The 21,392-nt window shown below is 62.0% G+C and carries 13 protein-coding genes; 8 read left to right on the top strand and 5 right to left on the bottom strand.

The annotated features are described in order from the left end of the window. Positions 1 to 244 precede the first annotated feature (244 nt). Entirely contained in the window at positions 245 to 1,462 is a 1,218-nt protein-coding gene (locus OXI69_14695; GenBank protein ID MDE2667390.1) for an efflux RND transporter periplasmic adaptor subunit, read from the bottom strand. Between the two features lie 43 nt (positions 1,463 to 1,505). After that, entirely contained in the window at positions 1,506 to 2,582 is a 1,077-nt protein-coding gene (locus tag OXI69_14690; GenBank protein ID MDE2667389.1) for a Rieske 2Fe-2S domain-containing protein, read from the bottom strand. Between the two features lie 942 nt (positions 2,583 to 3,524). Here OXI69_14690 and OXI69_14685 point away from each other — a divergent pair. From OXI69_14685 to OXI69_14670, 4 genes are all read left to right on the top strand, one after another. Next, positions 3,525 to 3,893, top strand: a complete 369-nt coding sequence (locus OXI69_14685; GenBank protein ID MDE2667388.1) for a hypothetical protein — start codon at positions 3,525 to 3,527, stop codon at positions 3,891 to 3,893. Positions 3,894 to 4,639: 746 nt separating this feature from the next. Continuing rightward, positions 4,640 to 8,098 (top strand): PQQ-dependent sugar dehydrogenase, encoded by a 3,459-nt coding sequence (locus tag OXI69_14680; GenBank protein ID MDE2667387.1) that lies wholly within the window; start codon positions 4,640 to 4,642, stop codon positions 8,096 to 8,098. Positions 8,099 to 8,957: 859 nt separating this feature from the next. Further along, positions 8,958 to 10,115 carry a hypothetical protein gene (locus OXI69_14675; protein ID MDE2667386.1) on the top strand — a complete coding sequence of 386 codons (1,158 nt, stop codon included), beginning with the start codon at positions 8,958 to 8,960 and terminating at the stop codon, positions 10,113 to 10,115. A gap of 257 nt (positions 10,116 to 10,372) precedes the next feature. Continuing rightward, complete coding sequence (locus OXI69_14670; GenBank protein MDE2667385.1) at positions 10,373 to 11,374, top strand: creatininase family protein; 1,002 nt, start codon at positions 10,373 to 10,375, stop codon at positions 11,372 to 11,374. Between the two features lie 254 nt (positions 11,375 to 11,628). On the opposite strand, the gene OXI69_14665 is transcribed toward OXI69_14670, so the two are convergent. Further along, a complete protein-coding gene (locus tag OXI69_14665) occupies positions 11,629 to 12,894 on the bottom strand; it encodes a sialidase family protein (protein ID MDE2667384.1) in 1,266 nt (421 codons plus the stop codon). Between the two features lie 133 nt (positions 12,895 to 13,027). On the opposite strand from OXI69_14665, the gene OXI69_14660 reads away from it, so the two are divergent. From OXI69_14660 to OXI69_14645, 4 genes are all read left to right on the top strand, one after another. After that, positions 13,028 to 13,816, top strand: a complete 789-nt coding sequence (locus OXI69_14660) for an SDR family oxidoreductase (protein ID MDE2667383.1) — start codon at positions 13,028 to 13,030, stop codon at positions 13,814 to 13,816. A 161-nt stretch (positions 13,817 to 13,977) separates the two neighbouring features. After that, positions 13,978 to 14,760, top strand: a complete 783-nt coding sequence (locus OXI69_14655) for an aldolase/citrate lyase family protein (GenBank protein MDE2667382.1) — start codon at positions 13,978 to 13,980, stop codon at positions 14,758 to 14,760. A 61-nt stretch (positions 14,761 to 14,821) separates the two neighbouring features. Continuing rightward, positions 14,822 to 16,207, top strand: a complete 1,386-nt coding sequence (locus OXI69_14650; GenBank protein MDE2667381.1) for an aspartate aminotransferase family protein — start codon at positions 14,822 to 14,824, stop codon at positions 16,205 to 16,207. 553 nt (positions 16,208 to 16,760) lie between these two features. After that, the gene (locus OXI69_14645; GenBank protein MDE2667380.1) at positions 16,761 to 17,981 is read left to right on the top strand and encodes an ATP-binding protein; all 1,221 of its coding nucleotides are present in this window, start codon (positions 16,761 to 16,763) and stop codon (positions 17,979 to 17,981) included. Between the two features lie 435 nt (positions 17,982 to 18,416). On the opposite strand, the gene OXI69_14640 is transcribed toward OXI69_14645, so the two are convergent. Further along, positions 18,417 to 19,826: a hypothetical protein gene (locus tag OXI69_14640; GenBank protein ID MDE2667379.1), complete on the bottom strand. Its 1,410-nt coding sequence runs from the start codon at positions 19,824 to 19,826 to the stop codon at positions 18,417 to 18,419. A gap of 15 nt (positions 19,827 to 19,841) precedes the next feature. Beyond that, positions 19,842 to 21,380, bottom strand: coding sequence for a sulfatase-like hydrolase/transferase (locus OXI69_14635; GenBank protein MDE2667378.1), 1,539 nt, complete (start codon positions 21,378 to 21,380; stop codon positions 19,842 to 19,844). Positions 21,381 to 21,392: the final 12 nt, after the last annotated feature.

Raw genomic sequence — 21,392 nt, 5'->3', positions numbered from 1 at the left:
TCAGCAGGACCAATTCTTCGGCGAGGCGTATCGGGGATTGCACGGCCGTGCTCATAATCTTCCTATACGGATTCGAAGGTTCGAGATGCCGGGAATCGCAGGGGCTCGATCAATTCGACACACCGATCATCGAACTTGCGCGACGCGAGTGTCGTTGTCCCCATCCGAAAGTATGCCAACCATTGAGAAGCGCAAGAACAAATGACTGAATGTTCGCTGTTTGGCATACCACTATTTTTCAGGATCATGGTGCCAATCCCTCCTCGGTCTGTACAATCATGCCTTCGCTGACATGCTGAATGCCGCCGGTGATGACCGGCTGTCCGTCTTCCAGAGCGCCGATGACGAAAGCCTCGTCGTTGACGCGCTGCAGGATGCGCACCGGGACGACGTGCACCCTCTTGTCTTCGCTGACTGTCCAAACCTCGTTGCCGGGGTGCAGTGCCGGCCGCGGTACCCGGAAATAGCTCTCCGGAGCAACCCCCTGGATCTCCACCTCTACAAACTTGCCCACCAGGAGTGGGGGTGTATTTCCGGATCCATCGGTTCCGTCCGCCGGGGCTCCCGCGGTAAAGGGTCTGGGCACCCGCAGGATTGAGTCGATAGTTCGGGTCTGTTGGTCGATGGAAACTTCAGCCCGGTCGACGTAACCTTTCCAGACATAGCTCGTATCGCCGTATCTGGCAATCACACGGGCAGCCACCCGCCTTCTGGAGTCCCCCGCACGCAGTTTCCAGAGACCTGGAATCAAGCCGGCGTTGGCGTCGGACAGTGGCACCACCACTTCGACCGCGTCGGAGGCGAACAGTCGCCCGACAGGTTGGCCGGCGGTGACAAACTGCCCCACATCCAACGACTCGTGGCGAACGTAGCCGTTGAACGGTGCTCGTACTTCGGTGCGGGACAGGGCCAGCCTGGCATCGGCCAGCTGGGACTCCACGCGGTCTATGGCCGCCTGAGCCGCCTTCATCTGGGGTTCCCGCAGGGCCAGGGGCCCGGGCTTGCCCGCCGAAGCTCCTGCCTCCTGCTGCTGGAGAGAGTACTGCTCGAATTCGGTGCGGGCGAATGCCGACTCTTCCTGAGCCACGAAGAGCGCGACCCGGCGAGACTCGAGTTCGGCTTCCACCTGGCGCAGGCGGTGCAGGTAGTCTTCCTTGTCGATGCGGAATATCGCCTGGCCCGCCCTGATCCGCCCGCCGCTCTGGAAGGCCGGATTCATCCAGACCACCCTTCCGCTGAGCAGCGGCGCAATGTCGATTTCAGCGCTGGCCCGCACCGTTCCGGCGCCGTATACGGGGATGGCTCCGGAGCCGGCCACGACCTTGGCTGTCTGTGCAAACGGGATTTGGGGAGGTGGCTCGCTGCGCTCCGGTTCGGGCGCCAGCGACACCAGGTAGTACGCCAGGGCGCAGGAGCCGACAAGAATGACAATCGCGACCAAATAGCCTGTTAGTTTTCTCATGCTGATCCACTCAGTGGGTATGGATACGGCTTGCACAAAGTCACTACGACTCCCTGGACGGTAGTTCATGCCGGTCCTGACCGGCATCCCCGTGATCCGGATAGAACTGTTGGCAGTAGCGTCGATACCTCCCGATCTCCCCGTCGGACCGGCACAGACGTGGACGAGATCGGTACCGCTTGTTTCCCCAGATCACCACATCCTGCAGAACGTCCTGTTTTTGGATAGCCAGCATGATTCTGTTCATGATGCCGGCGCGCAGGTTGGTTGGAACAAACCTCAATCCGACGATCGGCCGCTTGGGACGGCGTATCTCCCGCACCTGACTGGCCAGAACCAGGTCGATGAGTTTGCCGTCGACGGGCGTCGCCAGCACCCAAAGCCGCAAATCCATGCTAATGGTGCGTTCGTGAATATCGACCTGCGAATAACCCAGTCCAAAGACCCAGGTGACGGCGGTGACATCGAATACGAGGTCGGTGATCCCGGCGATCTTCCTGGTCCGTTTGAAGTTGAAGGAGCTCTCCAGGCAGGCGCCTTCCACCGATAGCGGCCCCACGCGGCTCACGTTGTCGTAGCCGTGCACATAACGCAGGTGCGCCAGGTCCACCGAATTCTCGGTTGTTTCCTGGGGATGACCGGGGAATCGGAAAGTCTTGTATCCCATCTCGCTCCAGTCGGGTCCGGTCGGTGGATCCTCGGGAAGGTTCCATTGTGGCGGACGTCCGTTGTGTCCCCACCAGGCGAAAACCAGGTCGAGCACTTCCCGCGTCTCGAACACCTTGAGCCAGGTGGCCTTGGGCGCCGGGGAAAAGGGAGTGGCGACGCATTGGCCGCTGACATCGAACTCGAAGCCGTGAAAGGGACAGACGAGACGGGAATCGCGCACCATGCCTCCGGCAGCGGGACCCAGGTCGGCGCCCAGGTGCGGACAGACCGCCTCGGCCACGCAGATATTTCCCTCTCCGTCACACCAGGCAATGATTTCATCGCCCATCCAGGTTTTTCGAATCAGCTTTTCCTTCAGGATGGAACGACGACTGGCGACGAAATACCAACCCTCGGGAAACGGGTGAAGCAGGTCGGGTTCAAGTTGCTGCTCGGTGATTTCGGTTGGCATGGTGCAACGAAATGCTGCGATTCGACGGCTGCAGTACACGGCAGGCCGAGCGGAATGGACACCGCCCGAATCATCCGGTTCGTCGTCCCTCAGGCCATGGCCCGAACGGCAACGCAAGGTGAGGAGACCAACGGTGGCAGGCCTCTGGCCAGCACACATCGCCTGAAAAAGCTGAACCCTTCCGGCCTAAAAAGTACCGCAGGCTCGACTAGCATATACCGTCCGCGCCACTTTTGCGAATGCCACGGGTTCGCATCTCTTGCCGCCCATCCCCCCGCTATGCCCGGAACGCGTCATTCCGGTCCCCCCAATGCGTGGCTGGTCGCGCACCCGATTTTCGCTTGGGGGGAGCGTTGTTGGTCCCCTATCGGTTGGGCCGCGGGCTAATTCTCGCCTGCCTATGTCTTCTGGATGTAGAGATTCACTATACAATCACTAGATAAATCATATTTTCACATGCAAATCACTATCAGTGCTTATTATCGGCGCAACTTTCGTTCCACGTTGGCTTTTTGGCATGACAAGCAGCGAAATCGGCGCTGCACCGCCACGGGATCTGCGAGTTTCGGGCAGGAGACCTCGGCCGACCGATTCTCCGGGGATCGCTCCATACCGAAACCCATGCAACTCAGATTCTCTAAAAGTGACATTGAAAGCCACGCTCCAAATGTGGCGGGAGTTTACTTGGTCTGCCGGTCCGGACCGGGAGTCTCTCACCTGGGCATCTACGTGGGTCAGTCTGAAAACATTGCCACGAGCCTGAGGATGCAATACGAGAAGGCATCAGACCAATCCTCCTGAATTTGGAAACACCGGCCCACCCACTATGCCTTCGAAATCGTGTGGTGGGAGCCTGCCCGAATCAAGAGACACCAGCAATGGATCAGTAGATACCGGCCCAATTGCGACTGAAGAGATCCGTGTCTGCTCAAGGGACCAGCGATGGAACTCGAATGGAGAATCTGCGAAAATGGCTGGTGCGACTTGAGGATTGTGAAGCTTGGTTGGAGTTCCGGCAAAGGCGGGGTCTACATCATCTGGTCCGGAAGAGGTGTGGTCTACGTCGGCCAGGGAGACTTCGAGGAAAGGTTCTCAAGGCACAGGAAAGATCCTCAGATCTTGAGGTACGTGGCCAACAAACGCCTTTACGTGACTTGGGCAGTCGTTGAAAAAGGCTACAGAAATGGAGTGGTGAGATTCCTGGTGGATATCCTGGAACCCCTGTTGGAACACTACTATCCGGACGACGATCCCATCGACGTCAATTTGCCCCCATGGCAGGCACAACTGTACCCCGAAGAACCGGTTTGACAGCCTGAACCTGAATTTCTGACCGGTTGCCCCCATTTCCCGTCAGGCCGCTGGATTCAAACGGTAACGGACGCCTCCCTCCACGCCTCCGGTACCGGCTACGACCCTCCACCACGCCGGCGACTCCAGAGTAAGCGGACTGCGGACCACGACGGTGGGGCTCCGGGAGCGAGGAGTGGCGACGGAGCCTACCTGCCGGCGAGGGAGTAGGGGAGGCTCGGGATCGGACCCGGGAAAGGAGTCTTTCGCGAAGGGATCCGCGAAGATTCCCCACGTGGGAAAATAGCTATCCACGAGGTTACACGAGGGATCACGAAGGCCACGAAGGGGTACGAAAAGCCACGGAGGGAAGAAGGGACAGTTTGATAAGGTGTTGATTGATGATTGGGGACCGGTTCCACAGACTTCGGCCTTGATCCGGAATCCGAAATTCGCAATTCTTGACTGGTTTGGCAACGTTGCTTCGACTCAAGAGATCTAGATTGAGCATGGACAGAAAAATCGAGTTTCAGAGTTCTCCGCGCAAGCATTCCGGCTACGGCACCCGACCTGGAGTATGTCAATCGGCCTTCCTCCACCTGGTCTTCAAAATCTGCACTTGTTGTCGTGTCGGGGCAGATCCCTTTCGACGAGTGGTTCCCATTCTTGCCCTGGCGACCCTTGCATGCTTCTGGCAGGCAGTGTCGGATCCGTTCGACTCAAGGGCGGCGAGCAGGGATGAGGGCCGGGCCGATAGGCTGTTCAATATGTGGCTGGATCCGCCGGAGAGCGATCCGACGGTTGATGTTTACTCGGAAGCCACCTATAGCCTGACCTTCCGGGGATTATGGACCACTGCGGTCACCTCCGGCGGCCTTCCGGGAGGCGCGCATTTCACAAATTTGATCGGAGGGGTGCACAATGCCGGCGTTACCTTCTTGAGGGACGGCGGCAGGGCCACCGCAGGGGTCGAGTTCATGGCGGAACTTGGCGGAACGAGCACCCTGGCGAGCGAAGTCAGGGCAGCCGAACCCGATGCGCTCGCCGTTCTGCTGGGCAGCGGCAATATTGGTCCGACCGGTTCGTCCACCATCAACGACGTCACGCTTACCACCGATCATTCCCGGGTCACCCTGCTCACCATGATCGCTCCGAGCCCGGACTGGTTCGTGGGGGTATCCGGGCTCTCCCTTCTGGATGATCGGGGGGAATGGATGGCGTCGCTCACAGTAAACCTGTACCCGTGGGATGCCGGAACTGAGGAAGGTACCGAATTTTCACTGGCGAACCCAGCCACAACGCCGCAGGGAGTCATCACCAGCATTCGGGGTAGAGGCAAGTTCTCGAACGAGCCGATCGCCACCCTGACCTTCACTCTTCAGTCGGTCGAGATCGCCGAGATTGCGCCCGAACTGCTGATTTCCACCCTGGTTTCCGGCCTGACCATCCCCTGGGATCTGGACTTCACGCCCGATGGGACCATGCTGTTCACTGAGAAAAGGGGCGTGCTGAGCAGTCTAGGGACCGACGGCACGGTTCGCGGGGTCAATGCCGAGATGGGAGACTTGTTCGCCGTCGATGAGACCGGGCTGATGGGTATCGTCGTCGATCCGGACTTTGCCTCCAACCGGCGCTTCTACACCTGCCAGGGCCACGTCGGGCCCGAGGTCCAGGTGATCGCCTGGGCCATGAACGGCACCTATACCGCGGCCACCCGGGTAGCCGATCCCCTGGTCGGCGGCATCCCGGCCACCAGCGGACGTCACGGCGGCTGTCGGCTGCGCTTTGGACCGGAGGGCTATCTGTGGATTGCGACTGGGGACGCCGCCTCGGGGAGCATCCCGCAGGATCTGGCCTCATTGGGAGGCAAAGTCCTTCGAGTCGACCCTTCCACAGGCGCAGGAGCGGAGACAAACCCATTGGCGGCTCCACGGATTTACAGCTATGGCCACCGAAACGTGCAGGGACTGGCGCTACGGCCAGGCACCAGCCAGATGTGGGCGGTGGAGCACGGACCAAGAGTGGACGACGAGATCAACCTGCTGGTTGCCGGCGGCAATTACGGCTGGGATCCGGTGCCCGGCTACAACGAATCCGTACCCATGACCGACCGGGTGAAGTTCCCCCGCGCCGTTGAGGCCAAGTGGTCCTCAGGATCGCCGACGCTGGCCGTGAGCGGCGGCATTTTTCTTGAGGGCAAACAGTGGGGTGTCTGGGAGGGCCGGTTGGCGGTGGCCACGCTCAGAGACAGCCGGCTGCGCCTGTTCGAGTTCACCTCGGAGGGCGCTTTCGTCGGTCAGGTCATCGTCTCCGAGCTGGACCGCTCCTACGGCCGGCTCCGGACTCCGATGATGGGCCCCGACGGGGCGCTGTATGTGACGACTTCGAACGGCGGTGGCAGAGACCTGATCCTCAGGGTCGCCTCGGCGGAATCCACGGAAGAAGTGGTAGATGATCCGGCGGAACTTACCGAGGCCGACCTGGAGGACAGACGGCTGACCTTGAACGTGGCAGGTGAAGGCGGGGCGGCCAGAACCCTCGAGCTACGGTTCGGAGAGGGCAACCGCTTCGAGCAGACCGAGTCGGGAGCCGCCTCCCGATCAGGGACCATTACCTATGAGAAGACGGGCCCGCGCATGGGAACGGTGAGGCTGGACTACGATGACGGGACCTCCTGCGAGCTTCGTTTGAGCTTTAGCGAGTCGGGAGAGGGGACGTTCGCCTATGACTGCGGCGACGGGAGCCCGGACGTGGGAAGCTTCCGGTTGACAACAGGTTCTCTGTTCGTCCCGGTGATCCTCTCCTCGGCGGGCCTGAGACAGTCTTTCTTCACCTCGGAGCTGACGCTCACCAACCGGGGAGAGAAGGAGGTAGAGCTCGACTATACCTACTCGTCCAGGGACGAGCCTGAAAGGAGAAGCGGGAGAGCGTCGGACGTTCTTCCCGCCGGCAGGCAGAAGATCGAAACCAACGCCCTCACTTACCTGGCGGGCCTTGGGATACCGATCCCCGAAGCGGGGAACCAGTTGGGGACGCTGCGGGTGGAGGCGCCGCCGGGTTCCGAGGTGGAGGCGGTGGTGCGGACCACGACGATAGTACCTGACGGGAGAGCGGGACTGGCCTACCCGGGAGTGGCTGAGGAGGAGGGCTTCAGTGAGCCGGTCTACCTGTGCGGGCTCAGGCAGAACAGCCAGGACCGCTCCAACGTGGCCTTCCAGAACATGGGGGCTCCGGGGGAGGGGGCGATCACCCTCAAGACCAGCGTGTATTCGGGGGAGGCGTCCGACACGAGTCCCCGGGAGCTTGACGACATAACGCTGGGGCCAGGAGGGTTTTACCAGTACTCGGGGCTTCTGGGCGGAGTGGAAAACGGCTACGTGAAGGTGGAGCGGGTGGAAGGAGAGGCTTCCTTCTACGCCTATGGGGTGATCAACGACCAGGCCAACTCGGACGGGTCATTCATTTTCCCGGTGACGGCGAGTTCGCTGGAGGGAAAGAGAAGGCAGACCCTGCCGGTGATCGTGGAGACGCGGGACTTCACCAGCGAGCTGACGGTGACGAACTTCTCCGAAGAGCCCAGCACGCTGAACTTCGAGTTTGTGTCGGAGCAAATCCAGGGAGATGATAAGACGGTGGGCTTTCAGATGGAGCTGAAAGCCGGGGAGCAGCAGATTGTTGCCGAATTGGTGGAGGCTTTGCGCCGAGAGGAGATGGCGGGACTGGGAGAGAGACGGGGCTTCTACCTGGGAGCGTTGTTCGTCACGGCGGAAGAAGGCGACCTGAGCGGGGTGGTGATCGGTGCCAGAACGAGCTCGCAGGGAGGGGGAGGACAGTACGGCGTCTTCTACAACGCAGTGCCGGAAGGAGAGGGCTTCGCCAAGGAAGCCTGGGTGGAGGGGCTGCAGCAGAACGCGGAGAACCGCAGCAACCTGGCGCTGGTCAACACGGGAGAAGTCGATGGCAGCCCGAGCGTCTTCCACCTGGAGATCTACAACGGGGAGACGGGGGTGCTGGAGGAGACGGTGGTGACCAAGCCGATCCCGGCCCGGGGCTGGCATCAGATCGACCGGATCCTGCTGAGAGCCAACCCGGAGACCCGGCAGGGGTACGTTCGAATCGAGAAGATGTCGGGGCAGAACCCGTTCCTGGCCTACGGCGTGATCAACGACGGCGGGGCGCCGGGGCAACGTAGTGGCGACGGTGCCTACCTGCCGGCGAGGGAGTAGGAGAAATTTGGGATCGGACCCGAGACATGAGTAATCCAAGAAGGAATCCGCGAAGATCCGCCACGCCGTAAAAAGAGTTATCCACGAAGGGCCACCAAGCGAGACGGATCCGATTCAACGCGCACACAGCCAATTAGTGGATTGAGCTTTTTGCAAAATTCACAGCGGGTCAGGTCATCTTGCCGGCAAACCTGCGGTTCTGCCCTTTGCAATATCCGGTGCGACCTGGTGAAAATGCTGTCTAACCTCAAGAGGCACCCATTGTGTTTTTGTGCCTTTTGTGGCCATTTCCGGTAAACGTCTCGCTGCGGAATTTTGAAAAAGAGTCGATTATTAACATCGATGCACAGGATTACCAACCTTTGGTCTGGGCTGCATGATCCGAGATGGGAGTCTTCATCCCGTTGGGTTCAACCATCGCTTGTTCTTTGACGAGGATTTCTGAGACCGGATTCCAATTGCATCAATCCCTTCACACCCGCCCCCGATCATTGAGCAAGTCCGCTTCCTGTGGAGGAGCTTTTCACCCTGTTAATCCTGTCTATCCTGTGTATCGATGTTTCCTGGTGCAGCCAACCGATTTTCCGTACACCGTTCCTGCTCTCGCCAGGGCATGAACTTCCGATGTTTCACTTTCGCATAATCCAAACGCCAGGGCGGGGAACCGGCTCGCCTGTAGCGGGACGCGATTCACCGGACGGAAATGCAGCTTCACGTACCCCGGTTGCGCGTCCGGCCCAAACCCCGGTTTTTGCCGGGGCGCAAGGCATTTTGGAGTAGGATATCCGCAGCCGCGCCCGGTGAAATTTGAAGCGCGCGGATCCCCTTTCACCAAGTTCGGTTGAAGATCGGAAAGGCCATGGAATCGGTTCCAATCTCAGATCGGCGCAACCTCAGCCGGCGGCAGTTCCTGGCCGGTTCGGCGGTGGCCGCCTGGACGGCCCTGCAGATGGGTGCCTGCGGGCCAGCCGAGAGACCTGACAGGGCCGCGGCCGTGCGGACGGTACTCGGTCGGGTCGCCCCCCAAGGCCTGGGCGCGACACTCATGCACGAACATGCGCCCACGGTGGATTGGTCCGAGCTTTACGCGACCCCGGCGGCTCCCCTGGACTCTCTGCGGGAAAGAATGCTGACTGAGACCTCGGGGATGTTGAACGCCTTTCACCGATCGCTCTCCGCCGAAGACGGCCCCGGAGCCATCGTGGAATGCACTCCCATCCGGGTAGGCCGCTATCCGCAACTGCTGTTGGATCTGGCCAGGCGGACAAAGGTCCATATCATTGCTTCCACCGGATTCTGGTGCGAGGCCCTGGCGCCCCAGCATCCCTGGGCCGTACGGATGGGGATCGAACCCGACGGCGCCGCCAGGATGGCCGACTTGTTTGCACGGGAGATCTCCGAGGGGATGGAAGATCCTCACGGCGGCAGGGGAGAGCGTTTCACCACGATCCGGGCGGGAGCCATCAAGATCGGGACGAGTGCGTTGATGCGCCCCAGCGAGAAGGCGGTTCATATTGCCGCGGCCATGGCCAGCCGGCAAACCGGCTGTCCCGTGACCACCCACACCACCAACGGGGGCGGGCTGGAGCAGGCCAGGCTGCTGCTGGAATCGGGCGCCGATCCCGGCCGGGTGATCATCGGGCACCAGGGCCACATGGACGACGGCAGGAACGCCGAGGCCGGAGACTATCACCTGGAAATTGCAAGGCTGGGCTGCTACCTGCAGTTCGATCGGGTCGGTGCCGGGAATTACGACTGCGACAAGCAGGCCCGCCTGATCCAAAACCTGGTCGCGGGCGGATTCGAGCGGCAAATTCTGGTCAGCCACGATCATGTTCCCTACTTTTACCGGGCGTTTTCGGCGGAAACCAAGGACAGCCAGGGCTGGAGAGAGAATCGGGCGGACTTCACCATCGTGACCACCAAGCTGGCGGCTTCGCTGGAACAACTGGGCGTTTCCCAGGCCCGGATCCGAACCATCCTGGTCGAGAATCCCGGCAGGGTTCTGGCGTTTTAGCCGGTTCCGGCCGCGCTGCCCTGCGGATCATTCGAGGAAGAATGGCAGATCGTTTTGTGAGTTGAACCACGAATGGGCATGAATGAACACGAATAGACAACGAAATGTTTGAACTCAAGACCGTGAAACCCGTCGCTCAGAGAAACCTGTTCAACCTGTCCATCCATGTAAGAAAACCATCGACTCACGCTTGACTTTGAACCGGTTTCCGGCCACCCGGCGCTGGCAATCACTCGTACATTCCCAGGAGGAAAACCATGATACAGGGCATTACGCGACGGAGTTTGCTGCAATCCCTCGCCGGCGGACTGGCCGGCGGGACGCTCACCGCGGGACTGGCGGCCGAGAGTCTGGCCGGTGCGTTGCCGGCGCCATCCGGTTCAGCGTCCCGAAGTGCGCCCATGGAGCGGCTGAGGCGCAGCATCGATCCCGACCGGGTCCTGCTGTGGGAAAACACTCGCAAGGAGATCCGGGAACTGCTGGATAGCGGACTGCTCAAGGCGGCCATCCTGCCGGCGGGTTCCATAGAGCAGCACAACGAGCACATCGCCCTGGTGGAAGATACCGCCCATGCCACCTTCTACGCCAAGCAGATTGCCCTGGAGCTCTACCCGCGGGTCATTGTGGCTCCGCCCAGCTTTTGTGGCTACGCTCCCTACTGGATGTCACGGAAAGGCAGCATCACCCTGCGCCGCAAGACCTTTCAGGACTACATCTTCGACGTGCTCCACTCCTTGAAGACCAACGGGATCCATACCCTGCTGGTGCTCAACGGCCACGGAGGGAACCAGCAGCCGCTCAAGGAAATGGAAGAGACCTGGCGCAGCAAGCTCGGGGTGACCATGGAGGTCGACTCCGTTTGGGCGCCGACCCCACCGGATTTCGTCAAGACGGTCCTGGAAAGCAAGAAGCGTCTGTCGCATGCCGAGGAGTACGAGACTTCCATTGCTTTGGCCGCCCATCCCCACCGGGTACGCCGGGTCAGCATGAAGGAGTACGACGACGCCAATCTCAACTACGAGTCGGGATTCTCCCCCGAAGTGGAGCACTTCCTGCGCATCGACGGGCGCACCTTCATCGACGGCCGCATCAACGAGGAAGGCGAGAATGCCACCGATCGAGCCCGCCAAGAGCAATCGCTGCTGGCTACGGCAGCCAAAGGGGAAAAGCTGATCGCCCGGGTGGTCGAATATTACGTGGAGAAGCTGCAGAAGATGATTGCCGCCACCGAAACAGGTCAGCCCTGGCCTCCCGCCTGAGGGTCGGGCTAGCCCGCATTTCTCACCAGGCCGCTCGATTCATAGAGGAAAGTCCATCTATTTTCAGCACCTCATGGGTCTGATTGGTACGTCTTGCGGTTACACAGGGCGCTGGGCGTGCCCTGGCTTGTCCTTTTTCCCTCAGCGCATCCATGCTCGCTCGACCGTAGTGACGGCTACGCTCTTCGCTCCCGAGCACGCGCTGAGGGGAAAATGCCTGCGCCATGATCACGCCCCCTGGCGAGAAATGCGGGCTAGCGGTTCTCCAGGTGCCAGAACACACCGGTCAAACGCCGGTCGCCGCTTCTGAATCGTCGCAGGGTCAGGAAACGGTTCGGCGACACTTCGATGGTGGCCGAGACGCAGTGGCTGGCCGGGTCGTCGGGGACTATGGTGAATTCCCGAGCCCGGTTGACCTTGGGGGTTCCGTTGGCGGTGCCGTCCGCCCACGTCCGGCCGCCGTCCAGACTGATGCGCACGACTTTGCTGTCGTCGAAGGTGGACTCTCCAATTTCCTGCCCGCCGTTACTGCTGAGCAGGACGACGTCGTTCTCCGTCCAGACGACGCTCCATCGATAGGCTCCGAAGCCCAGCAACCCGCCGGAAACTTCCTCGAAAGTCCGGCCGCCGTCCATCGATTCCAAGATCAGGCCGTTCTTGTAGCACCAGGGAATGTTGGGTGGATAGGGCACCCCGGTGAGGTTTTTCTTGATGGCTTCAGGGTCTTCTCCCGGCAACGCGTGGCGCTGAATTCGGGTGGCCGCCAGGATGTGGTTCGGTTGCTTGGGGTTCAGGGCGTAGGCCGTTTCGGTGGCATGGGGATGAACGATGGTTGGATCGCCCCAGGTTAAGCCGTCGTCGGTGGTACGGACCATCACGTCCCTGATTCCCGGGCGGGACTGGTCCGGTTGCCGGTAGTCCTCCCAGTCCGGGTAGCGCATGCTGCAGGAGAACATGACGGTTCCATCAGGCCTCTCAATGAAGTTGGGATGACACCAGGCGACATCCACTTTGGTGTAGGGGTCCCGGGGCGCCCGGGGGGCGAAACGGCCGAAGTCCAACCTGGTGCTGGTCCAGGTGGCTCCGTGGTCTCGAGAAACGGAGACAAAGGCATCCCGGGGATAGGGTGTGTCTCCTGATCGGTCGGGGGGTTCCTGATGGATGATCCAGAGCGTCCCCGACCGGGTTACGGTGAACCCGGCGACATGTTGGGGCGTCTCGATGTCCTCGAGTCGGATGGGAACCGAACTCCAGGTCTTGCCCCGGTCGCTGCTCTTGAACAATCCGGGATGGGTGGTGGTCGAGTTGATCCAGATGGCGCCGTCCGGTCCTCGCACCATGTTGTTGGCGGAGGCCTGACCGGAAGGGTCAATGACCACCTCCTCGTCCAGGATCAGTTCCAGGTCGACGTAGTGCAGTGGTTGGTCGCCGCATCCAGGAGCAAGGATGCCGCAGGCCAGGGCGAACGCCAGGAGTCCTAGAATCCTTGGCGTCCAGTGGGTTCGAGTCGCTTTTGCCATCGACCCTTGGGGAGCATCAAGCTGAAGCACGGCTGCGATTACGAGGAGTTCCGGTGCCCCGTCTCTGTTGATTGTATAACGAGCGAATTATACTATCGATTCCTGTCGTTGGTTCGGTTCAGCTGGGGGATCCATGGATCTGGGATTGAAGGGCAAGCGAGCCATCGTTACCGGGGGCAGCCGCGGCATCGGCCGCTGTTGCGCTGTGGGGCTGGCCCGGGAGGGCGCCCGGGTCTGCGTGACGGCTCGCACGCAAACCCTGCTGGAGGAGGTCAGGGCGGAGATCGACCGGGCCGGCGGCGAGGGGTGGACGGTCGCCACCGACCTGACCGAGCGGGAGGGATGCAGCCGGGTGGTGGATGAGACGGTGGCACGGTGGTCCGGAGTCGACATCCTGGTGAACTGCGCCGGTGCGGCCAGGATGGCCGATATCCTGGAGCTCTCGACCGAAGTCATCGACGAGGGGCTGGGACTCAAAAGCTACGGCTATCTGCGCATGGCCCAACTGGTCATTCCGCACATGAAGCGGAACCGGTGGGGGCGGATCGTCAACATCGCCGGAGGAGCGGGAGCCAGCCCGACACGAGTCAACATACCGCTGAGCGTGTCCAATATCGCCGTCTTGAACATGACCCGCGCCCTCTCCGACGCAGTCTCCGGGGATGGGATCCTGGTCAACACCATCTGTCCGGGACTGACCAAGACCCAGCGCGCCAGGGATCTGCAGCGCGACAAGGCCGCGGACGAAGGTCGAAGCGTGGACGAGATTCTGGCGGAGATCGGACGGAAGCTGCCGGCGGGGCGTTTAGCCGAACCGGAAGAGATCGCCGGCATGGTGGTTTTCCTGGCTTCGGAACCCTGTTCCTACCTCTTCGGCAGTTCCCTCTACATGGACGGGGGCGATAGACGGGGGATTCCTTGAGGCGGTCCCCTCTCGCCCTCCCCGAGGACGGCGGTCCAGGGTTGAGCTTCTACGGCTCATTGCATTATTCTTTGGTATTCCGATGCAGTCCCGGATGGGTCCCGCGCGGCCTGCGGGAGGCGTCGGATAACCAGCTGACAGAATTGGCGTGAGGTGACCGCATGTTCAACGGCGGCAAGCTGCAGCGCAAGCTTCGGGAAGGCCAGGCAGCCGTGGGCACCATCGCCTACTTCGGGTCTCCGGCCTTTGTGGAGATGGCCGCCGCCGCCGGATACGATTGGCTGTTCCTGGATACCGAGCACGGCCATCTGACCTCCAGCGATCTGCTGCCCCTGCTTCTGGCAGCCAAGGGGACCCCGATCGACGTCATCGTTCGGGTCCCTGGCCTGATAGAGGCTGAGATCAAGCGGGCCCTGGACTGGGGAGCCAACGGCATCGTGGTCCCCATGGTGGAAAATGCCGAACAGGCGGCCCTGGCGGTAAAGTGGTCCAAGTACGCTCCCTTGGGAAGACGGGGTTGCGGACCGCTGCGGGCCGAGTACACCCATCGGACCAACGAGTACTTTGCCCGGGCCAACGACTGGGTCACTGTGGTCGCTCAGATGGAGAGCCTGGAGTCGGTGAGAAATATCGAGGAGATTGTGCGCGTTCCCGGGCTGGACGCCGTCTTTATGGGGATGGACGACCTGCGGCAATCCATGGGATTGCTGGGGGTTCGCGATCACCCCGAGCTGGACGGCAAGGTCGACGAGATCTTTCGAGCCGCCCGGCAAGCCGGTATGCCTTTCGGCACCTTCGTGGGCAGCGCCGAGACCTGCCGGTCCTGGATCGATCGGGGCGCTCTGCTCATGACGGTGGGCTCGGACCTGGAATTCTGGGTGAACGGCCTGGACCGGGAAATGGAACGCTTGAAGGGAGAGGATCGGTCCGGCCGGGAGTCCTGACTCCATTCCACGGCGCCCCAAGATTTTGCCTCAACTGAACCCACTGATCAGGGAATTGCCCATGAATACCAGAACCATTCAGGCGACATCGCAAATCTTTCAGTCCTACATTGATGCCACTCCCATCTCGGCGGAGCTCTACAGGAGGGCGCAGCAGGTCTTTCCCTGCGGCGTCACCCACCAGTCCCGGGTCCTGGAGCCGCATCCCGTTTTTGTCTCCCGGGCTCAGGGATCCCGCAAGTGGGACGTGGACGGGCGTGAGTACGTGGACTATTTCGGCGGCCACGGGGCTCTTATGCTCGGGCATAACCATCCCGTAGTCCAGGAGGCGGTGCGGGAACAGATATCCCGAGGGACCCACTACGGATCTTCCCATCAATTGGAGCTGGAGTGGGCGGAACTGATCCGGTCCCTCGTTCCCAGCGCCGAGCGGGTCCGTTTTACGGTCAGTGGGACCGAGGCGACCCATTTGGCTCTGAGAGTGGCCAGGGCCTATTCCGGCAAGCCCAAACTGGTGCGCTTTGCCACCCACTTCCACGGATGGCACGACCACGTGGCCTTCGGCAAGGAATCCGTCGGGCCCAAGCCGCCGGCGGGCATCCTGCAGGAAATCGTGGACAACGTGCTGGTGTGCCCGCCGGGGGACCTGTCCTTGCTGGACGAGCTCTGCCGGGACCGGGACGACGTGGCCGCGGTGATTCTGGAACCGACCGGGGCCACGTTCGGCAAGGTGCCCCTCGATCCCGCTTTCCTTCCGGAGCTGCGGCAGTGGACCGCCCGGCGGGGAATCCTGCTGATCTTCGACGAGGTCGTGTCGGGGTTCCGTTGTTCCCTGGGCGGGGCTCAGGGTTACTACGGCGTGACACCCGATCTGACCACCCTGGCCAAGATCGTGGGCGGCGGCTACCCGGGCGCCGCCCTGGTCGGCCGGGCCGAGGTGATGCAGGTCATGGACCCCCAGGAGGGGGACAACGGGCCGGCCCCACCCCTGGTGGTGCACTACGGAACCTACAATGCGGCGCCGGTCACCGCCAGCGCCGGCATTGCCACCTTGAAAATCCTGCAGTCCACCGATCTGATCGCCCGGGCCAATGCCAGTGGAGCCAGCCTGCGCCGGGAAATGAACTCGGTCGCCCAACGCCTGGGCTGCGACTGGTGTGTCTACGGCGACTTCTCCGCCTTCCACATCTTTCCCAATCCCGACCACGATCCGGTAAGCCCTGCCGATATCATGGGCGGTCGGGTGGATTCCTGGAAGCTCCGGGGAGCGGCTTCCGCCCAGCTTCAGCACAAGGCCCGGGCGGGGTTCCTCTGCAACGGAGTGGACGTCCTGCCCTGGCCCGGGGGCCTGATCTCGGGAGTGCATACCGACGAGGACCTGCAGCGGACGGTGGATGCCTTCGAGGGTCTTCTGAAGATGCTGGACCGGGAGGGCGAGCTGAAGTAGGGAAGTCCAGGTGGTGCGGCTGTGCCTCAGACCGACACGCCGGGAAAAAAGAAATCCACGAAGGGCCACGATGAACGACGTAAGGAATACGGAGCGAGACGGAGCTGCTTCAACGGAACGCACCGCCCCAAAAGAGTTTCCCCCCGGGAGCGCGGGCGTCCCGCCCGCACCTTGTTTCTTTGGCCTGTGCTGACTTCCGTGCGGTGCTGCAGCCCACCACCCTGTCGGCGTGAACCTCAGCGGCCAGACCGAAGGAGATCCCCGGCGCATGGCCGCGTCCCCCACCGCACTGATCCCTACTCCCGCCAACTTTCGGAAAACTGTTCCCGAGTTCTCAATAGAATGTTGATTTTGTGCATTATAAATGCATAATATCGACTTTTAAACGGTCGAGATCTTCATTACGCAGTGACAAACTCCGCTATTGCATCGGCGACCTGCTCATTCGGAGGCTGCGAACTTGGCAGCGTCATCAGCGATTTGTTCCGTTTCTAGCGGGCAAGACTCGATCCGTGGACATTGATTGCGCCTCTGTAACCAGCCGGAGTACGGGATGCAACATTACATTGAACGGTCGCTGGAGCCGATCCTCGAGAAGGCGGCCGCCGAGTTTCCAGCCGTCGTGCTGACCGGACCCCGGCAATCGGGCAAGACGACCCTTCTGCAACGCCTCTTTGGCAAGCATTGCCGCTATGTTTCTCTGGAGCCGCCGGACGTTCGCGCAATTGCTCTGCAAGATCCTCGCGGCTTCCTGGAAATGCACCGTCCTCCCGTGATCTTCGATGAGGTTCAGTACGCATCCGGCCTGCTGCCTTACGTCAAGGAAAGGATCGATGCCGACCGCAGCCGGAAGGGGCAATATCTCCTCACCGGCTCACAGAATCTCTTGCTCTCGGAGAAGGTGACCGAGTCGTTGGCGGGCAGGACGGCGGTACTGCGCCTGTTGCCACTCTCCGGACGGGAAGCGGAGGGAAGGCCGCACAGGGCCCTTCCGTGGGAACGCAAAGTCGAGTCGTCTTGGAAATCGTCCCGTCTCTTCGACAAGGTGTGGAAGGAATTCCTTCGAGGGGGGTATCCAGAACTTGCAACCCAACCCGGCCGGGGTGTATCGCTCTGGCATTCCGGCTACGTACAGACTTATCTCGAACGGGATGTGAGAATGCTGCGCCAGGTCGGGGACCTGGTTCAGTATCAGAATTTTCTTCGGGTCCTGGCGGCTCGAAGCGCCCAGCTCCTGAATCTGACCGATATCGCCAGGGACCTGGGCGTCGCGGTCAACACCGTCAAGGCATGGCTCTCTCTGCTCGAAGCCACCCACCAAGTGATGGTGCTGCGTCCCTACTTCGCCAATGTCGGGAAACGGTTCGTCAAGACCCCGAAAGTGTATTTCACGGACGTGGGAACTCTTTGCTACCTTGCCGGCCTCAAAGACCCCCTACACGCCGCCTCAGGACCAATGGGAGGCGCCATCATGGAAACGGCGGTGCTCTCAGAGATCGTCAAGACCCTGACGCATCGGGGCCTCGACCCTCGGGTCTATTTCTGGAGGACCGTGGTGGGAACGGAAGTGGACTTCGTGGTCGAGACCGACGGGAGGTTCGTGCCGATAGAGGTGAAGCTGTCCGCGACGCCGCGCCCGGCCATGGCCAACACCATCAGGAGATTCCAAAGCGACATGGCGGGCGCTGCGATGCCCGGGTACGTCGTGCATCCGGGTGACCTGCGCCTGCCTCTCGGTTCCCAAGTGACGGCTCTGCCCTTCGCCGAACTGTAGCGGGCATTCGAGGGTGAAGCAACGGACCCATGGGGCCTTGTGAACAGGACGAGAAGCCGGTGCGCAGCAAGTGGATGTCCACCCGGGGGCGCGGGCGTCCCGCCCGCACAGGTCCTGGCACAGCTTCGGCTATCTCCTCCACTCGGTCGACCGGCAACGGCGCCGGGACTCTGCTTCGGCCGGACCCATGCCGTTCCCGCCGGCAGGGTGGCCGGGTGCCGCATCGCAGGGAAACTGAGCGGCACCGAACGGCAGTGCATGCGGGCGGGACGCCCGCGCTCCCGGGTGGCTCCTCTTCCAATCACACTTGCTCCTCGAAGGGGAGCGCACCCGCTTGCCGCGCCGCAGCCCTGCCAGTGCGGCAGAGCCGTCACGCTTGGTGGCCCTTCGTGAATCTTCGTGTGTCTTCGTGGATAACTCTTTTTTTCTTTTGTTTCAGGCAAGGCCCGCCACTTCCCCCACGATCCCCAGCTTCTCGTCGCTCAGGTGGCCGTAGCGGTTGATCCAGAACCCGTGCCGGCTGGCGCTCCGGGCCGTCCGGAGGCGGCTTCGAAAGTCCGCGGTGGGACCGTAGGCATGCGCCAGGGTGCAAACCGGGGTATTGCCGGCTTGCAGTTGGGCCTGGGCGATCTTGCGGTGCTGGGCGGCCTCTCCCACCGGATGGGGTTCTTCGGGTGTGGGATAGCGGAAGTCCTCCAACCGGGTCGGAGCCGGCTCCTGGCCGGTGTCGAACAGGTGGGCCAGCGCTCTCACCAGAAGCCGTTCGGACACTCCCGGATTGGTCTGGCGCAGGCGCTCCGCGTAGAAACGGAGCATCATGGGCCAGTGCATGGTGTAGAGCTTGACCGAAAGGGCCGAGCTGTACCGGCTTACCCGGCTATAGTCCAGGCCCGAGAGGATATTCCAGGGCGGTGGAAAGGCGTTGGGCCGCAACTGCATGTGTTCGCCGCCGGCTTCGTTCATGGCCTGGCGAAAACCGGCGTGCAGGGACTCGACCAGGCCGGCCTTGAACTGCAACCATTCCTCCAGTCCGGAGGCCGCCGGCAACAGCCGCCGGCGAATCTCGTCCAGGCTGTCGGACTCGGCACAGATCCTCAGGTCTCCGTCCGTGAGCTCCCCGTGGAGGCGGCGGTAGAGAGCGGCGGCGGCGCTTTGCATCCGGTTGAAATCGAATCCCATCCGCCGGGCTTGCCCGCGGGCGTGATCGCCGAAGTCGAGAAATATGGAATCCAGCAGATAGGGTGGATATTCCGGCCAGTCCAGGCGCAGGCCGTCCACGGTCGGATACTGGCGGCAGAGGTCCCTGAGGAGCGCCAGGGCGTAGTCGCGGATGTGGGGGCTGGCCAGGCTGCCGTTGGTCGAAAGTCGGCGCCCTGGAATACTGCCGTCGGGAAGTCGGGGACAGTCGTCGGGTTCCGGCTGACCGAACTGAACCCGGTAGCCGGGCGGAATGGCTGCCTGAACCTGCAGGTAAACCTTCAATCCGCGGGACTGCGCATTGCGGATGAACTCCCCCACCAGGGGACCTTGTTCCCGGGTCAGATCGTCCGCCGCCGGCGGCTGGTAGCGCAACCCCCGATAGAGATCGAGGTCCGGGCGAAAACTGGGGGCCGTGCGCGCCCACAGCTCACGCTTGCCCCACAGGGTCCGGTCGAGCAGCCGGACCTTGCCGGCGCCGGCGTCGATGGGCGGTTCCCGGAAACCGGTCTGCCGGTCTGCCGGCGCCATCACGTAGGGAGAAGTGGTCACCGCGGTGACCCCGGCCAGCCTCTCCAGCCTGTCGAGCACGCCGTTGACCGACTCGCTCTGAAAATATTCCGGCATCACCGTGATGCCAACCAGCATGGGATCTCCTTACCGCTAACCGAACTGCTGGGGAATGATGCCCCCGGTGGCGTTGTCGTCCACGGGCAGCCAGCGAGCCTGGTAGAGGGAAGTCTCGGCATCGAAGATTCGTCCGTCCGGCAACCGGTACTGGTTGGGAGTGGTGGGCTGGATGCCGGAGACAAGTTCCGGGACCCGGTCGCGGTCGGCCCGCAGTTGAGCCATGGCCTCCTCCCAGCCAAAGCCCTGAAAGAGTTGCTGCCGCAGCATGCTGCATCGTTCCGCATGCTCGGGACGTTCGGCCAGGTTGGTCATCTCTTGGGGATCGTTGACCATGTCGAACAGCAGCGGGTTTCCGCCGTGAACATCCACGAATTTCCAGTCGCGGGTGCGGATGGCCCTCCAGGCGCGGGTCGCCTGCCCGATGGGAAGGGCCTGGGTCTTGATTCGGGTTCCCCACTGGCAGTACTGGCTGGGCGCAAACTCGCGAGGGGATTCCCCCCGGACCGGATCCCTCAAGAGCGGACCGAAATCCATCCCGTCCAGCCCCGGGGGAATGGGCAGACCGGCCAGGCTGCAGCAGGTCGGAAAGAGGTCCATCAGGGAGATTACCTCGGACAGTCGGGCGTGACCCGGCTGGACCCCGGGGCCGCTGATGAGAAGGGGAACCCCCATGGATTCTTCGTAGTAGACCGACTTCTGCCATAGTCCGTGAGCCCCTCCCATCTCCCCGTGGTCGCTGGTGTAGATGACCAGGGTATTTTCGAGCAGACCGTTTTGCCGGAGCGTGCCCAGCAGTTCTCCAATGCAATCATCCACATAGTCGACACAGGCGTAGTAGGCTTCCCGTCCTCTCCGAATCTGTTCCTCGGTCAAATGGGAATTAAGCCTGTCGTAGAGGCGGCGGGCGTAGGGTTCCAGGCGGTCCGCGCAGTCAGCGGGTTGCTGCAGGGGCGGAATCCGGTCCCGGTAGCGGCGGATGTAACGGCCCGGCGCGGTGAAGGGGGCGTGGGGCCTGCCGTAGCCGGCGCAGAGGAACCAGGGTTGGTTCGGGTTCCGGTCCTGGTGTTCCAGAATGAAGGCCTGGGCTTCGCGAGTGACAATGACGTCCTGAATCAGGCTTTCGGGGATTTCGGTGACTCCCGCGCTCTCGGCGCCGTGGTAGCTGGGGAAAAAGCTCAGCGGCTCCGGCTGATGGGAAAGACCGTGGTGGAAATCCCCGTAGGGTCGGTTTTGAAACCCGTGCAGCTGATCCTTGCCCCCGAAGTGCATCTTGCCCACCAGGCAGGTGGCATAGCCGTGCTCGGCGAAGTGCCCGGGCCAGGTCACCTGCTCGGGGAAGATGATCCAGTGGTTGGCCCAGGCCGCGCAGCGGTGCGGTTCCATGGCGGTCAGCAGGCACATCCGCGAAGGAGTGCAGGCCGGTGAGGCGCAACTGGCGGTTTCGAACTGCAGCGACCGCGAGGCCAGGTTGTCCAGGTGGGGGGTACAAACCACGGGGTCGCCGGCAAACCCGGCTACCCGGGGTGTGTGCTGGTCGGTCAGGATGAAGAGGATATTGGGCTTGGAACTCATGAAAGCACCTCG

The sequence above is a fragment of the Acidobacteriota bacterium genome, from assembly GCA_028875575.1.
In the GTDB taxonomy this organism is placed as follows: Bacteria; Acidobacteriota; Terriglobia; order Versatilivoradales; family Versatilivoraceae; genus Versatilivorator.
Note: the sequence above shows the minus strand (reverse complement) of the source record. Positions and strands in the feature narration are given on the sequence as shown.

Coding starts and splice junctions, on each gene's coding strand:
- OXI69_14695 (MDE2667390.1), bottom strand. CDS start 1,462: ATGAGAAAACTAACAGGCTATTTGGTCGCGATTGTCATTCTTGTCGGC.
- OXI69_14690 (MDE2667389.1), bottom strand. CDS start 2,582: ATGCCAACCGAAATCACCGAGCAGCAACTTGAACCCGACCTGCTTCAC.
- OXI69_14685 (MDE2667388.1), top strand. CDS start 3,525: ATGGAACTCGAATGGAGAATCTGCGAAAATGGCTGGTGCGACTTGAGG.
- OXI69_14680 (MDE2667387.1), top strand. CDS start 4,640: ATGTGGCTGGATCCGCCGGAGAGCGATCCGACGGTTGATGTTTACTCG.
- OXI69_14675 (MDE2667386.1), top strand. CDS start 8,958: ATGGAATCGGTTCCAATCTCAGATCGGCGCAACCTCAGCCGGCGGCAG.
- OXI69_14670 (MDE2667385.1), top strand. CDS start 10,373: ATGATACAGGGCATTACGCGACGGAGTTTGCTGCAATCCCTCGCCGGC.
- OXI69_14665 (MDE2667384.1), bottom strand. CDS start 12,894: ATGGCAAAAGCGACTCGAACCCACTGGACGCCAAGGATTCTAGGACTC.
- OXI69_14660 (MDE2667383.1), top strand. CDS start 13,028: ATGGATCTGGGATTGAAGGGCAAGCGAGCCATCGTTACCGGGGGCAGC.
- OXI69_14655 (MDE2667382.1), top strand. CDS start 13,978: ATGTTCAACGGCGGCAAGCTGCAGCGCAAGCTTCGGGAAGGCCAGGCA.
- OXI69_14650 (MDE2667381.1), top strand. CDS start 14,822: ATGAATACCAGAACCATTCAGGCGACATCGCAAATCTTTCAGTCCTAC.
- OXI69_14645 (MDE2667380.1), top strand. CDS start 16,761: ATGCAACATTACATTGAACGGTCGCTGGAGCCGATCCTCGAGAAGGCG.
- OXI69_14640 (MDE2667379.1), bottom strand. CDS start 19,826: ATGCTGGTTGGCATCACGGTGATGCCGGAATATTTTCAGAGCGAGTCG.
- OXI69_14635 (MDE2667378.1), bottom strand. CDS start 21,380: ATGAGTTCCAAGCCCAATATCCTCTTCATCCTGACCGACCAGCACACA.